The 12,560-nt window shown below is 55.8% G+C and carries 10 protein-coding genes, 1 tRNA gene and 2 pseudogenes; 5 read left to right on the forward strand and 8 right to left on the reverse strand.

Going from position 1 to position 12,560, the window contains the following annotated elements; all coding sequences use genetic code 11:
* Window positions 1-2 precede the first annotated feature (2 nt).
* The 4 genes from ACP8MI_RS01080 to ACP8MI_RS01095 form a co-directional block, all read right to left on the reverse strand.
* Window positions 3-935, reverse strand: coding sequence for an ABC transporter ATP-binding protein (locus ACP8MI_RS01080; protein ID WP_049149532.1), 933 nt, complete (start codon window positions 933-935; stop codon window positions 3-5).
* Window positions 936-1,082: 147 nt separating this feature from the next.
* Window positions 1,083-1,811 (reverse strand): response regulator, encoded by a 729-nt coding sequence (locus ACP8MI_RS01085; protein ID WP_284589406.1) that lies wholly within the window; start codon window positions 1,809-1,811, stop codon window positions 1,083-1,085.
* A 17-nt stretch (window positions 1,812-1,828) separates the two neighbouring features.
* Window positions 1,829-3,010, reverse strand: coding sequence for a sensor histidine kinase (locus tag ACP8MI_RS01090; RefSeq protein WP_284589407.1), 1,182 nt, complete (start codon window positions 3,008-3,010; stop codon window positions 1,829-1,831).
* A 47-nt stretch (window positions 3,011-3,057) separates the two neighbouring features.
* On the reverse strand, window positions 3,058-3,744 hold the full coding sequence (locus ACP8MI_RS01095) for an NADPH-dependent FMN reductase (RefSeq protein ID WP_284589408.1): 687 nt from the start codon (window positions 3,742-3,744) through the stop codon (window positions 3,058-3,060).
* Window positions 3,745-3,870: 126 nt separating this feature from the next.
* On the opposite strand from ACP8MI_RS01095, the gene ACP8MI_RS01100 reads away from it, so the two are divergent.
* Window positions 3,871-4,191, forward strand: coding sequence for a hypothetical protein (locus tag ACP8MI_RS01100; RefSeq protein WP_049167583.1), 321 nt, complete (start codon window positions 3,871-3,873; stop codon window positions 4,189-4,191).
* 358 nt (window positions 4,192-4,549) lie between these two features.
* On the opposite strand, the pseudogene ACP8MI_RS01105 reads toward ACP8MI_RS01100, so the two are convergent.
* Window positions 4,550-5,765 (reverse strand): annotated as a pseudogene (locus tag ACP8MI_RS01105) (IS3 family transposase).
* A gap of 132 nt (window positions 5,766-5,897) precedes the next feature.
* Here ACP8MI_RS01105 and ACP8MI_RS01110 point away from each other — a divergent pair.
* Both ACP8MI_RS01110 and ACP8MI_RS01115 read left to right on the forward strand, forming a co-directional pair.
* Window positions 5,898-7,124 (forward strand): MFS transporter, encoded by a 1,227-nt coding sequence (locus ACP8MI_RS01110; protein WP_147578760.1) that lies wholly within the window; start codon window positions 5,898-5,900, stop codon window positions 7,122-7,124.
* A gap of 13 nt (window positions 7,125-7,137) precedes the next feature.
* Window positions 7,138-7,365: pseudogene (locus ACP8MI_RS01115) on the forward strand (IS1249 family transposase); the annotation flags it as partial.
* A gap of 126 nt (window positions 7,366-7,491) precedes the next feature.
* On the opposite strand, the gene ACP8MI_RS01120 reads toward ACP8MI_RS01115, so the two are convergent.
* The 3 genes from ACP8MI_RS01120 to ACP8MI_RS01130 all read right to left on the reverse strand — a co-directional run bounded on the left by ACP8MI_RS01120 (window position 7,492) and on the right by ACP8MI_RS01130 (window position 10,471).
* Window positions 7,492-7,580 (reverse strand) — tRNA-Ser (locus ACP8MI_RS01120).
* 71 nt (window positions 7,581-7,651) lie between these two features.
* Window positions 7,652-9,136, reverse strand: coding sequence for an MmpA family trehalose lipid delivery protein (locus tag ACP8MI_RS01125; RefSeq protein ID WP_249606291.1), 1,485 nt, complete (start codon window positions 9,134-9,136; stop codon window positions 7,652-7,654).
* Window positions 9,137-9,139: 3 nt separating this feature from the next.
* Window positions 9,140-10,471, reverse strand: coding sequence for a porin PorA family protein (locus ACP8MI_RS01130; RefSeq protein WP_201809491.1), 1,332 nt, complete (start codon window positions 10,469-10,471; stop codon window positions 9,140-9,142).
* 134 nt (window positions 10,472-10,605) lie between these two features.
* On the opposite strand from ACP8MI_RS01130, the gene ACP8MI_RS01135 reads away from it, so the two are divergent.
* Both ACP8MI_RS01135 and ACP8MI_RS01140 read left to right on the forward strand, forming a co-directional pair.
* A complete protein-coding gene (locus ACP8MI_RS01135; RefSeq protein ID WP_490290684.1) occupies window positions 10,606-11,172 on the forward strand; it encodes a hypothetical protein in 567 nt (188 codons plus the stop codon).
* Entirely contained in the window at window positions 11,096-12,526 is a 1,431-nt protein-coding gene (locus ACP8MI_RS01140; RefSeq protein WP_490290685.1) for an LGFP repeat-containing protein, read from the forward strand. The genes ACP8MI_RS01135 and ACP8MI_RS01140 overlap by 77 nt, the downstream gene beginning before the upstream one ends.
* Window positions 12,527-12,560 lie beyond the last annotated feature (34 nt).

Raw genomic sequence — 12,560 nt, forward strand, 5'->3', positions numbered from 1 at the left:
GTTTAAGCGCCTTTCCGGGTGGAATATTCTTGGGCATCGGCGGTAGCAGTCAAGAAACGCTGCTCCAGATTCTGCGATTCGGTGCGCAGACCAATAATTGGGATTTGGTGTTCGGCAGACAGCTTGCCGACGAGCCGGCGGATTTCAATTTCCTCCGTATTTTCCGGAACCTCCAGCGCCAACACGCCAGCATCCCGCGTCGACACGTCCAACCCGGCTGATTGCAAACGCTGCGTGAGCTTGTCGACGTCGTCGCCACCAGCTTCCACCACCACTTTGGTGCCGCCGCGCAGGAATTCCTCCATGCTGTATTCGCCGATCATTTCACCGCGACCAATCACCACTAGGCGGTCGGCGGTCTGCTCCATCTCGGAAAGCAAGTGCGAGGAAACCAGCACCGCGCGGCCTTCACTAGCCAAGTGGCGGATGGTGTGCCGCATCCAGCTCACCCCTTCTGGGTCCAGGCCGTTGACTGGCTCGTCGAGGATCAGGTGCTTTGGATCACCCAATAACGCGCCGGCCAAACCGAGGCGTTGTTTCATGCCCAGCGAGTATCCACCGATCTTTTTGTTTGCGGCATCGGAAAGGCCCACGAGTTCCAGGCATTCGTCGACACGGGCAGCAGAGATTCCCGCGCCGTAGGCCAGCACCCGCAGGTGCGCGCGCCCGCTGCGGCCCGGGTTAAACCAGGTGGCTTCCAGCAAAGCGCCGACCTGCGCGGGTTTGTTGCGCACCCGGGAAAATTCCGTGCCATCCACAAAGGCCTGCCCGCTGCTGGGCTTATCCAACCCGAGGATGCAGCGCATAGACGTCGACTTGCCGGAACCGTTGGGGCCCAAAAATCCCGTGACCGCCCCGTCGGGGACCTGGAACGTCAAATCTTTGATGGCGGTTTTCGCGCCATACTTTTTGGTTAGTTGTTTAACTGTGATCATGCCACCAGTATGGCAGCAGGCGACGGCGGTGTATATAGTGCTGCGGGTGGAAATTTGTGCCTCATACCGCAGTATGAGGTTGTGTTTTGTGGGGCAGTGCGGTGCGTGCGGTCCAGGCACCCAGGGGCGGCCTCCAGGGCGGCCAGCCTAACCCAGCCCATGATGCACGGCATAGAGCACCGCTTGCACCCGGTCGCGCGAGTTGGTTTTCCGCAAAATGTGGGTGACGTGCGTTTTCACCGTCGGCATGGAGACGAATAGCTCCTGCGAAATTTCCTGGTTCGACAGCCCGCGGGCCATCAACTGCAAGATTTCTGTCTCGCGCGGGGTAAGCGGTTCTGTTGCGGCGTTGTCGCTGGAGCGGTGCTGCTTGTCGACGCCCATGCTGGCTGCGTTGGCTGCGCCTCCCACACTGGCTGCGTTGGCCGCGCCCCCGGTGTTGCCAGAGCGCATGCTGCGCAACAGGCGGGCGGTGGCTTTCGGAGAGATGATCGCGGTGGATTCATCCACGGTACGCACTGCCTGCAGCAGATCTTCCGGTTCGCTGTCTTTGAGCAGGTATCCGCTGGCACCGGCTTCGATTGCGCCGACAATATAATCGTCGTTTTCAAACGTCGTCAAGACGATGATGCGCGTATCCGGGTGAATTTTTAAAATTTCACGGGTTGCGGTGATGCCATCGGTGTCCGGCATTTGAATATCCATCAGAACCACGTCCACCGGATCATTCGCTGCCTGGTTAATAGCCACCGTGCCGTTGTCGGCTTGCCAGGCCACCGTGATGTCGTCCTGCGACTCCAGCACCATGGCAAAACCGGTGCGCACCAGCGGCTGATCGTCGGCAAGCCCGACCGTGATTGGGCGCGTCGTGTCCATGTTCATCCTTTGGCCGCTCATGTTGGAATCTCCACCGTGACGTTGAAACCGCCTTCATAATACTGCGAGTTGCCCCAGCGCGCGGTGCCGCCATGGATGCGGGCGCGCTCACGCATGCCCTGCAAACCACGACCGGTAGGATCCGCGGACTCATACACACCGGTTCCTGGAGCATTGTCGACGCTCACGCGTACCGACGAAGCCGCAGACCAGTCGACTTCCAGGCGCGCGTCGGTGGGTCCGGCATGTTTCATGATGTTGGTCAGTGCCTCCTGTACGATGCGATACACCGTCAATCCACGGGCCGGGTCCAACTGCCGACGGGTGCCGGTCTCGTGCGAGTTGATATGTACGCCGCCGCGCCGGGCCTCGTGCAACAATTCTTCGATGCGTTCCAGACCCGGCGACGAGGACGTCTCGCGGGTGTCGTCGTCACGCAAAACACTGAGCAACTGGCGCATTTGCGTCAACGCGTCCCGGCCGGTGTGCGAAATGGTGGTTAAAGCCTGCAGCGCGGCCTCGGGGTTATGGCGCGCGGCGTAGCGCCCGCCGTCGGCCTGCGCGATAACCGCGGTGAGCGAGTGGGCGACGATATCGTGCATCTCGCGGGCGATGCGGGTGCGCTCGGTGACTGCGGCGAGTTCCGCGCGGGCGTGGAGTTCTTCTAAGCGCAGGCGTCGACGGCGGCTACGCAGCCCCAACTGCCAACACAGCGCGATGGAAAGGAGGGTGATGAAGATGAGCGCGGAATACAAAACGAAAAACTGTTGCAGGCCAAGGGTGCTATCCAGCCCGAGAATCTGGTGTAGGAAAAAATAGCTGCGCACCGTGGACAGCACCAGCGTGCCGACGGCGCCGAGCAGCAGCAACGTCACCCAGAGTTTGCGGCGCACCGGCAGGTAGGCGGCGATGAAATATGCTTGCCAACAGACCACCGCATAGCCCAGCAACGAAAACCCATTGGTGGCAACCGCCAGTACGGTCAGTGTTGCCGCCAATAGCATCAGCGCTGGCTCCGGGCGGCGGCGTTGCCACAACAAACCCACCCAGAGCACCGCGGTGATAGCTGCGGTGAGCGCACCCGGAGGCCGGGGAGTAAGACCGGGATCGAAATCAACGTCTGCGAGTGACAGCAGCACCAGCAGAGGTGTTTGCACCAGTACTTGGCGCCACAAAGATTTATCCCGTATGAGGCTCATGCTGCCAGTCTAGATCCGCGGCGCGTATCGAGACCCCTGGCGCGTACCTAGCGCATGAGTTCGGCGAAGCGCCGCAGGTAGTCAGCGACGAAGTCGCGGGTTTTGTCGTTGTTGAACGCGCCGGCGTCGTCAAGCAAGCTCGGCGATTGTCCCAGGAAGACCTCTGGCTGGCCTGGGGTGGGCATGTCGAAGTAGGAGAGTGCCAGGCGCAGGTTTTTCTGCGAGCTGTAGCCGCCCATGCGCCCGACGGAGTGGCTGATGATACCGGCCGGGAGGTGTTTCCAGGCGACATCTGAGTTTGGTTTGGAGCCGATGTCGATGGCGTTTTTCAGGCACGCCGGGATAGTGCGGTTGTTTTCGGAGGTCACGAACAAGATGCCGTCGGAGGCCTTGATGGTCTCACGGAATTCGGTGTAGGAGTCTGGGGTCTGCACATCAGTGACTTCTGGGTCGTCGTAGTCGAAGTTGTACAACGGCAGGTGCCCAATTTCGACGATGGTGCCGGTGCAGTCTTCCGGCAGTAATTCGATGGCTTGTGTGGCGATTTTGCGCGCGAATGATCCGCCGCGCAGGCTGCCGACCAGCACCGTGATCTGCTTTTTCTTGCTTGCCGACGTTTTCTGTGTGGGTGCTGCTTGGGTGGTGGCTGCTTGGGCAGGCGTTTCCTGTGCGGGCGCTGTTTGGGTGGGGGCTGCTTGGGTGTTGTCAGTTGCTGGGTTGTTCATGCGCAACATCCTTTCTCTGTGTGTAGTAGGCTTGCTGACAATCAGTAAATTGACATAATGAACAATTAAGTTCAGTAGCATGAAGTCTAACAAAATTTGCGTGAACTAATCCCGCTTGCAAGGAAGGAGCCTGCGATGTCGCAAACAGTCGACAAAGAATGCGCCTGGCTGGAAGCAATTAGCGTGTTCCAACAACTACGCAAAGGTAATTACCAAGCCGGGGTGGATGCGCTCTGCCCGCACAAGGGTGCAGGTGTCAAGGGGGAAGGTGTAGAAGGTACAGGTGTCGAGGGGGCAAAGCTCGCTGGGCAGAGTGAGTACTCTCAAAACGAACAGCAAGAAATAGCCCACGGCCTTATGCGGATGTTGGCGATCTTGTTGCGTGGAGAAGACCAGCAAAAACTTGATGATTTCGTGGATGTTGCGCTGGGGATGGCGCCGCCACCGCGGAGTTAATAGGTTAATCGGGTGGTCTCACCCCGCCGCGGTGCTGATAAGACATTCCATCGCCGGTGATCATGCGTTTGGTGCGTTTTTTACAAATAGGCCCGCTGAAAGTGGCCTTTTTCGTTCACTATTTGTAAAAAAGACACAATACGCTGGTCGGGCCCCGGCCGGGCACACTTTTGTCGCATATCCCGCATGTCCCCATATCCCTCGCATAACCCGTCGTTGAGGGTTAAGCGACAAAAGGGGATGCGGACGTTTTGTTAGACACTTTTAACCTCACGCTACCGCAGCCATGCGATAACGTGCGATACTCATACCTGGGGATGCCCGCAAGTCGTGGACACGTTGTTAAGCTGCTTAGTGGTTAAGCAGCGGCCTTCTTATTACCATTTTGCTCAGCGAGCTGGGCTTCGAAATCGACGGGGCTGATCATCCCGATGGACGAGTGGCGACGGCGCCGGTTGTAGACAATCTCAATCCAACAAGCCACCGCCTTCCGGGCTGCATCACGGGTTTGCCATTTCTTTCGGTCATAAAATTCGGTCTTCAATGTCGACCAGAATGACTCGGCCATCGCATTATCAAAGCAGACACCAGTCCGGCCGACCGATTGTGCAATCCCTAGTTCTTGACAGACCTGCCACAACTTTTCGCTCGTAAACTGAGTGCCGCGATCCGCATGGAAAACCAGCCCCTCAGGCACATCACCACGCAGGGTGTAAGCCATGCGTAATGCGCGTTCAACCAGGTGAGTATCCTGCACGCTATCCATGGACCAGCCTAGGACTCGGCGGGAGTGTCCATCGCGGATAACGCATAGGTACAGCCATCCTTCTCCGGTGCGTAGATAGGTAATATCTGACATCCACACCCGGTTGAGCTGCCCTTGATCAAATAATCTTTTCACCAGGTCGGCAAGCGTGGACTTCCGCCTGGATTGAATCGTCGTTACGGGAACAAACGCCCTCGGTGAAATGCCCTCAATACCCATCATCCGCATGCGTTTGGCCACGGTTTTGCGATTCACATAGACCCCATCCTCAGCGAGTTCTGCAGTAATCCGTGGGGCACCGTAGACTTCGTCAGAATCCTCCCAGATGTCATGAATACGCTTGTCCAACTGGTCGAGGAATCTCTGACGGCTATCATCGCCGCGCAGTCGGCTGGCTTGAACCTGCACCCATTTATAGTACCCAGAGCGAGAAACCTCTAATAACCTGCTCATTCGTTTTATGCTGTAGTTCGCCTTGCTCTGGTTGTATTAGCTCAAATTTTTCCGATCGCGTTGCGACGCCACGAAGAAGGCGGTGGCTTGTGACAAGAACTCATTATCCATCTTGGCCTCAGCTAACTCGCGACGCAGACGAGCGTTTTCGGCTCGAATATCGGCATCACTGCGGCCATCAGCAAAACCTTGACGTTCTCGTTCAAGCTTGACCCATCTGCCCACAAGGCCTTCGGCTACACCGACCTCTTTGAGCTGCATGAGCGATTGGGCGTCCCGATTCGATGACCAGCCTGGCAGCTTCCTGCCGGTATTCCGGGGTGTATTTTTTCCTTGACGAACTCACAATGAACATCCTCTCCTACGGACACAAGGTCCGTACTAATAGGGTGTCCACTAAACGAGGGTAACCTTAGCGCTATGACAAAGATTCGGAATCGCGCGCAAAGCATCGCGTGCGCCCTTGCTGCAGGCAAGGGGGCTTCCCGTGTCTAACGGAAATAGCAGTTTCTCTAAGAAATTTTCCTCCGGGGCTATGATTACTCTCTTGCTAGTGGTTATGGCTCCGCAATTGGGGTTAAGCGTAATCACCCCGTCGTTCGCTCGTATGGCCTCGGACTTGAACGTCAATGTGGCACAGCTCCAATGGACAACGACGATATACATGGCCGGATATGCGCTCAGTATGTTTGTGGGCGGGTTTTTGGCCGAAAAATACGACGCGGTCAAGCTTCAAGCTTTCGGATTAATTGTGTTCAGTATTGGTTCGATACTCTGTGCGTTCTCCCAGTCCATCTTCCCGCTGTCTGCAGGGCGATTCCTTCAAGCCCTGGGAGGGACATCGGCGACTGTTCTTTGCCGTCTAATTATTCGTAGACGTATTGATCCAGCGTTCAGAATTGCACCTTTAGCTAACCTGACTATGGTAATTTCGCTCACTCCTGCTCTAGCTCCCCTTCTAGGGGGAGTGGCCTCCCTCTTTTTTCCTTGGCGAGCCATTTTTGTGGTGCTAGCCGTCCTGGGGATTACCCTGTCCTTGTTGTGCCTCGGGTTTTTGGGTTCGGCGAAAGCCGACGAGCCCTCTTTACCTTCCTTGGCTTCGACCCTATCGTCCATCGGAGCTTCGCTCTCAAACCTTTCGTATTTATGGTATTCGGCAGCGCTCGCCCTGGTGTGGATGAGCTATTTTGGCTTTTTGGCTCTATCTCCAGGTTTCTTCGAAACCAACTATGGGATTACGGGAATCTCCTATGGAGTGTTGATGCTATGGCCTGCAGTAGGGTATTGGTTTGGAAGTTATTTGATAAAGCACACCGCCAACCCGACCAAATTTGCACATACGTCGATCATGGTTTCCGGTCTGGTCGCCTTGGCGGTTCTCTTGGTGGGCTTGGTCGCTCCGCTACTTCCTGCGTGGGTCGTGATTGCAATCTTGTGTACCCAATTCATTGGGGTGGGGGCGACTATCCCGTATAGCCAAAATGGGCAACTCGCTTTACCGCTTCCTTTGCCGGGAGTCTCCACGGGGCTGTTTTTCTTCATTCAGATGATGTCAGGTGCTGTGTATGCGGCGGTAGCCAATTCTTTCGAGGCTACTTCCTTCCGCTCCGTGTTGGCTTTTGTGGCTGCCCCGCAGCTGGTTCTCTGCCTGGCGTTTGTAGCCATTTCACTTATCGGAGGGGGCGGAAAATTTAGAGTTCCCACGAGAAAGTAAAGCACTATTCAAAAAACGCCGCATGATCGATTGGTGGCTATATCTCAAAACAGAACTACCTGACGACCCACTAGAGATCGCCAGGCAGTGCAACTGGGGTCAAGACCAACTCGCCAAAGTCAATGCCTTGATCCTCAAAGAAAACCACACCAACCAGCTACCTGGTCAGCCAGCCCTCTACGACCAGGGTATCGATGTTGAATACACACATTCAATCGGTATCCGGAAAGGCCAGATCTAGGGAATTGGCGACACGCCGTAAAAACACACTTTTGTCGTTTAACCCCGTCGTTGAGGCCCGGGCTGTGGTGTGGAAAAGAGAAATCTCGAGGCACCGCTCTGGGAACGATGTCTCGAGATTTAATATTGGCGGAGGATGTGGGATTTGAACCCACGAGGGTCGTGAAACCCGCACGCGTTCCAGGCGTGTGACATAGGCCGCTAGTCGAATCCTCCAGCGAGAACTAAGTCTAACAGTAGATTGCTGGAACGCAAAACCGGGAAGAATTCAGGCAACTTCAGCGCTTTCACCTGCGAGTTTTCTGCGCCTTGTAAGCTTTACTCGCCTCGCGCGTTTTCCGTGCTGAGCGGCTTCGCAGCTGCCACCACAACACCAGCAACCAGGCGGCAAACCAACCGGCATGCCACCCCCACGGCACCGGTTCTGGCCCAGCACCCGTTTCCGTGATCACACCGTCGGCATAGACCACACCAATGCCCAAGCTGCGCAGGCGCTCGTGATCGCCAGCCTCCCACGCCTGTTGTGCCAGGATATAGCGTCGCGATGGCTTGTCGACGAGCGCGCCGTCGACCTCCAGCTCTCCGGAATAGACCACCGGCAAGGCCTTCGTATATGGGTTGATGCTCACCCAACCCGGCGCAGAAACCACCGTCGGGGCATCCGGCAAAAACACCGTGCGGCCGTCGGCACGCTGCAATAAATCTTGATCCAACCCGGCGGTGACCTCCCGCGGGGCCAGCACCGAGACCTCCGCGGGAGCATCGATGACCTGCAGCACAGCACACAAGAGAGTCAGATATGCCCACAATCGTGGTACGCCAGCGGCAGCGCAGCAATACGCCGGAATTGCCAACATCACCAGCTTCTGCGAATCCCGCAACACGCCCGGATCAACCGCAGACAACAGCTCCGGGGCCAGCCAGCCCACCAACGCGCCCCCGAGACCTAACACCGCCAACGCCAGCACCGCACGCGGCACCGCGCGACGGCCCAGCCACAGCACGGCAAACAACACCACCCCGAAAATCGCAAACCCTGCCGACCTCGACGCCGGAACCGCCTGCCCATTCCATATTCCCCCCAAGCCCAGTAGCGAACCTAGCGTGCCGACGTAGGTTTCTGCCCGCGGGCCAAAGGCAAAATAACTACTCGTGGCCGCATGCGGGATATCCTGCAACGATGGCACCAGCCACGGCAGGCTGGCCAAGCCCACAACCACCAGCGTGAGTACACGCGAATGCCAGCCACGCACGACGAACAACGCAGTGAGCGTGGCAAACAATGCGCCGGTGGGCGTGAGTGAGGACAGCAGTACCGCCACCAACACCCAGACCAGATGGGTACGCAGGGCGACGATGACCGGCAGCAGCCAGGCTGCCAGCACCAACGACCACTGGCCTTGCAATAAGCGCTCGACGACGAACGGGTTGGCCACCGCGATGGTCATTGCCGTCAGCTGTGCGGGCAGTGAGGCAGAACGCTCGTGTGCCAATAGCGCCCCGGCATACGCAGCGGCCGCCGCGCCACCGATCAGCAAGACCCGAACTATCCACGAGGCCGGAAACAACACCCCGAGGATCGCCAGCACGCCATCTTGTGGGGCATTGCGCGCGGGCAGATCCCCAAAACCAAAGGCCGAGGGCGACAGAGCTGGTGAATCCAGCACGAGCATATCCCGCCAGGCTAGTTCGCCAGCTGCGAAAAATGGCCAGGTGAGAGCGCCAACCAGCAGGCTGGCCCACAACCCGAGGATCAGCAGGCGTGCGTTCATGTGCTAGCTGGCGCTGGGGTTGGTGTCGGGGTGGTTAGCGTGGACGCGCTTCTGGCTGTGCCGGTGCCGCCAGATCATCCACACCGCAGCTGCCAACAAGGCGATGCCGAGGGCAGTGGTCAGAAAACCAATGGCCTCCCAACGTTCCACCACTCGCACTGTCTTGCTGGCCAGGTTTTGTGCTTCCTCGCGGGAGGCGGAATCATATTTCGCGTGCGTGGACAACACGGTGCGCTCCGGGGCTGGCTGCGCCGGGGTGCCATCGGCAGCGAGAAAAACCTCGTAGTGCTCATCGCGGTTCACGATCTGCCCAGTGATCGGTTCTACCCACACCAAGCGGTCCACAGAATAAAAGGGGCGCATGGTCACGGTATCCGCGGCGGAAAGATCGCCGGTGACGCGCTCGTCGGCAAGCTCGCCGGCGGTATAAAAATCTGTGGCGGGGCCGGTGATCTCCATGGCGTCGAAAAGCTGCGTGGCTGGCTCGTCGAGGATTTTCGGTGACAGTGCAGAGACCGGGGTGGGCGGGCTGAGCAAATCCTGCGGCTGCGAATACGCGCGCAGCAAGGAATTGTGCAGCGGGTGGGCCGTAATGGTGTGGCGGTATTCGTAAAACTCCGCGGTGGCAGCACCATCTTCAGCACCTTCTTCACCCTGGCCCTGCTCGATGGTGTCGGCGAAGTCGATGGGCAGTGGTTCTTGGGTGAAAAGATCAAAGAAATTATAGGAACGCTTCTGCGTATCCGGTTCGAAGGCATAATAGATCCCCGGACGCGCGAACAAACCCGTGTCGACGACGGGGGTGTCTGTGTTGTCGGTTCTACCGTCATCATAAAACCGCACGCGCGAGGTAGGGTCTGGGATGCCGATGGCGGATTCGCGGTTGATGGTCACGTCGTTATCCGCATGACCGAGAGCGCGCGCGGTGGTGGCGTCGTCGCTTGTGGATGAGCCTGTGCCGTCGTCGGCAAGCAGCGTGTGGCGTGCAGTAATTTCGGAACGACGTGCCGGATCTTCCGCATCCTGCGTGGTGCGCAGCAGCGTGATTTCACTGTCGATGTGCGTGGTAGTGGTGTTGATATAACACGAAAAAGTTGGTGTTGCTTCCGGGCAATCGTCGGGGCGGGGAAGCGGCTTGCCAGCCCCGGCGCTGCTGGCTGCCGCAGCAAATTCCGCCGTGTCTAGCAGCTGGGTTTCCGCGTCTTCTGTGCGCGTGTGCACCGTGGTGCCTTCTGGCCAGGAATCGTGGAAGGCCATCACCAGCGGCGGAGCGGCGGCGCCAACCACTAGTGAGAGAGCAGCAGCGGCCACCGTTAACGTGACACGACGGAACATAGTGCTAGCAGTATACCTGCGACGTTAACTTCTGAGGGCTGAGGGGCAGACTAAGCGGAAGCCCAGAAATCAGCACCCTGAAAATTATTAGCAAAACTATAGACTTTCACTGCTAATTCCGTTAGGATTCTCTTATGAAAAATATAATGTGGCGTCGATCACGGAAAAGTCTTGTAGGGTTTCTTGTTTTACCTACAGTACTAGGTTTTCTTTCTGTCCCGGTAGCAAGTGCGGTGAATAAATCCCCACAAGAGATTAGCTTTGCATCTGAAGATTATCTTGTGGAACAAAACGTTGTGGAACAGAATTATCAAAAAACGCTTGTTACGACGACAGATGAAATCGAGGTCGAGGAAGGAATATCTCTGAACATTGATGGGGTTGGCGGCATTGCTGATGCTGAAATAGTCGAGTTTCGAGAAGCTGCGGCACCTGTAATTCATCAACAACCCCCAATGAAAGAAATTATTGAGGGTGATATGTGGTCTGACCAGGTTGACTTGCCAAGGTGGGTAGATAAGGCGGAAGCGGACTCCGCTGAGTTGATTATTGCAGATGAATTAAATCAGCAAACTCGATCCGCTGCGCATTGTAGAACATTTTGGCCTTCGCCTCACCAGGTGTGTGGAGGAATTTTACAAGAGTATACCCGCATTGGGGGGGGGGGGGGGGTCTTTCAGCTGGTTGTTGTCGCCAGTTGAACCGGAGCAACTAAATCCTGATCGTCGAGGGTATCGACAAAAATTTGTAAATGGTTGGGTTTATTGGTCGCCTGAGCATGGGGCTCATGCAATAGCAACTCATACGTTTGGAGTTTGGGCGAAGCACGGGTGGGAGGCAGGGTGGTTAGGGTATCCTGTGGGGCCTGAAATTCCCGTAAATGGAACCACAGTGATCGATGCCGAACTCCGGCATGGGTGGTATCAGCAGTTCGAAGGAGGCCGTATTTATCGGACCCCTATTACAAAAGCGCCAATGAACTACCGGGTCGCGAGTGTCAGGGGGAAAATACTGGAAAAATGGAGTGAGCTAGGTGGTACTACGGGCTCACTGGGCTTTCCAATTGCTGATGAGACTCCAACTAGTGACGGTGTTGGTCGGTTTTCCCTCTTTGAATATGGTGCGATCTATTGGCATCCAGACACTGGAGCATGGGAAGTTACTGACCTAACAAATCTATTGTGGCGAAATGCTGGTGCCGAATCGTCGCGTTACGGATATCCGATTTCAGCACCAAGAATCGAGAATGGTTGGAAGATACAAGCGTTTAGCGGAGGTAAAATCAGCGTACCGATTAAGGACACGCAAGATGAATTCGATTGTTATCGAAATTCCTTATACAATGCACTGACAAACCTTTATTTCGGCTCATTTATTTTCTCCTGCGGTGAGACTGAGACTGTTGCCAAAGAGAATCGGGGTATCATCGAGGATCCATCCGACGTTCTCCAAATTCTCAATGAAGCCTATGAGGACATAATAGCGAAACAGTTTCAGAGACAGCGAGCTGTGCGATGTAGAGATGCCCGGTATGAAAAACCCGTAGTCAAGCAAAGACATATAGAAGTTGCTAGAAGAGGTACCATTTGTTATGGACAAGCCAATCGATTTAGTCAACTCTGGAGTGAAGAGCTGAAATATGAGGTAAGCAATCGCCTTGATAACCGAACGAATCATACCGTCAAGGCGAGACTTATAAATAGTGTCGATCAGAATGCTGAATTGGTGATGAATTATGAGGTTCTAGATGATTCTGATAAACAGATGAACGACCCAGAAGATGGTGACAGCGTAACTGCTGTTTCAACTTATCAGAGTAGATCGAGATATTTCCTCCGGGATACAAAAAACCGTTCTGCAGTGTTTAGAGTCTTCCCAAGGACATTTCCGGGTGGAGATTTCCATGTTCAAATTTCGCAGGTGGAATTGACAGTGCCATCACGACGTATCTACTCAATTCCGGTCAAATTAAATTTTTCCCCAGGCAGGTTTAATTGCCCTGAGTATCGAGAAATAAGTAAAAGAAGCACAGGAGATTTATGTAGATTTCCCTAATTAAAAATAGGGACGTAAATAAAACTTTGTAGTA

It is taken from the genome of Corynebacterium sp. LaCa_70, from assembly GCF_058182015.1.

Bases quoted from the DNA above. Each gene is read 5' to 3' on its own strand.
- ACP8MI_RS01080 (WP_049149532.1), bottom strand. From the start codon at position 935: ATGATCACAGTTAAACAACTAACCAAAAAGTATGGCGCGAAAACCGCC.
- ACP8MI_RS01085 (WP_284589406.1), bottom strand. From the start codon at position 1,811: ATGGACACGACGCGCCCAATCACGGTCGGGCTTGCCGACGATCAGCCG.
- ACP8MI_RS01090 (WP_284589407.1), bottom strand. From the start codon at position 3,010: ATGAGCCTCATACGGGATAAATCTTTGTGGCGCCAAGTACTGGTGCAA.
- ACP8MI_RS01095 (WP_284589408.1), bottom strand. From the start codon at position 3,744: ATGTTGCGCATGAACAACCCAGCAACTGACAACACCCAAGCAGCCCCC.
- ACP8MI_RS01100 (WP_049167583.1), top strand. From the start codon at position 3,871: ATGTCGCAAACAGTCGACAAAGAATGCGCCTGGCTGGAAGCAATTAGC.
- ACP8MI_RS01125 (WP_249606291.1), bottom strand. From the start codon at position 9,136: ATGAACGCACGCCTGCTGATCCTCGGGTTGTGGGCCAGCCTGCTGGTT.
- ACP8MI_RS01130 (WP_201809491.1), bottom strand. From the start codon at position 10,471: ATGTTCCGTCGTGTCACGTTAACGGTGGCCGCTGCTGCTCTCTCACTA.
- ACP8MI_RS01135 (WP_490290684.1), top strand. From the start codon at position 10,606: ATGAAAAATATAATGTGGCGTCGATCACGGAAAAGTCTTGTAGGGTTT.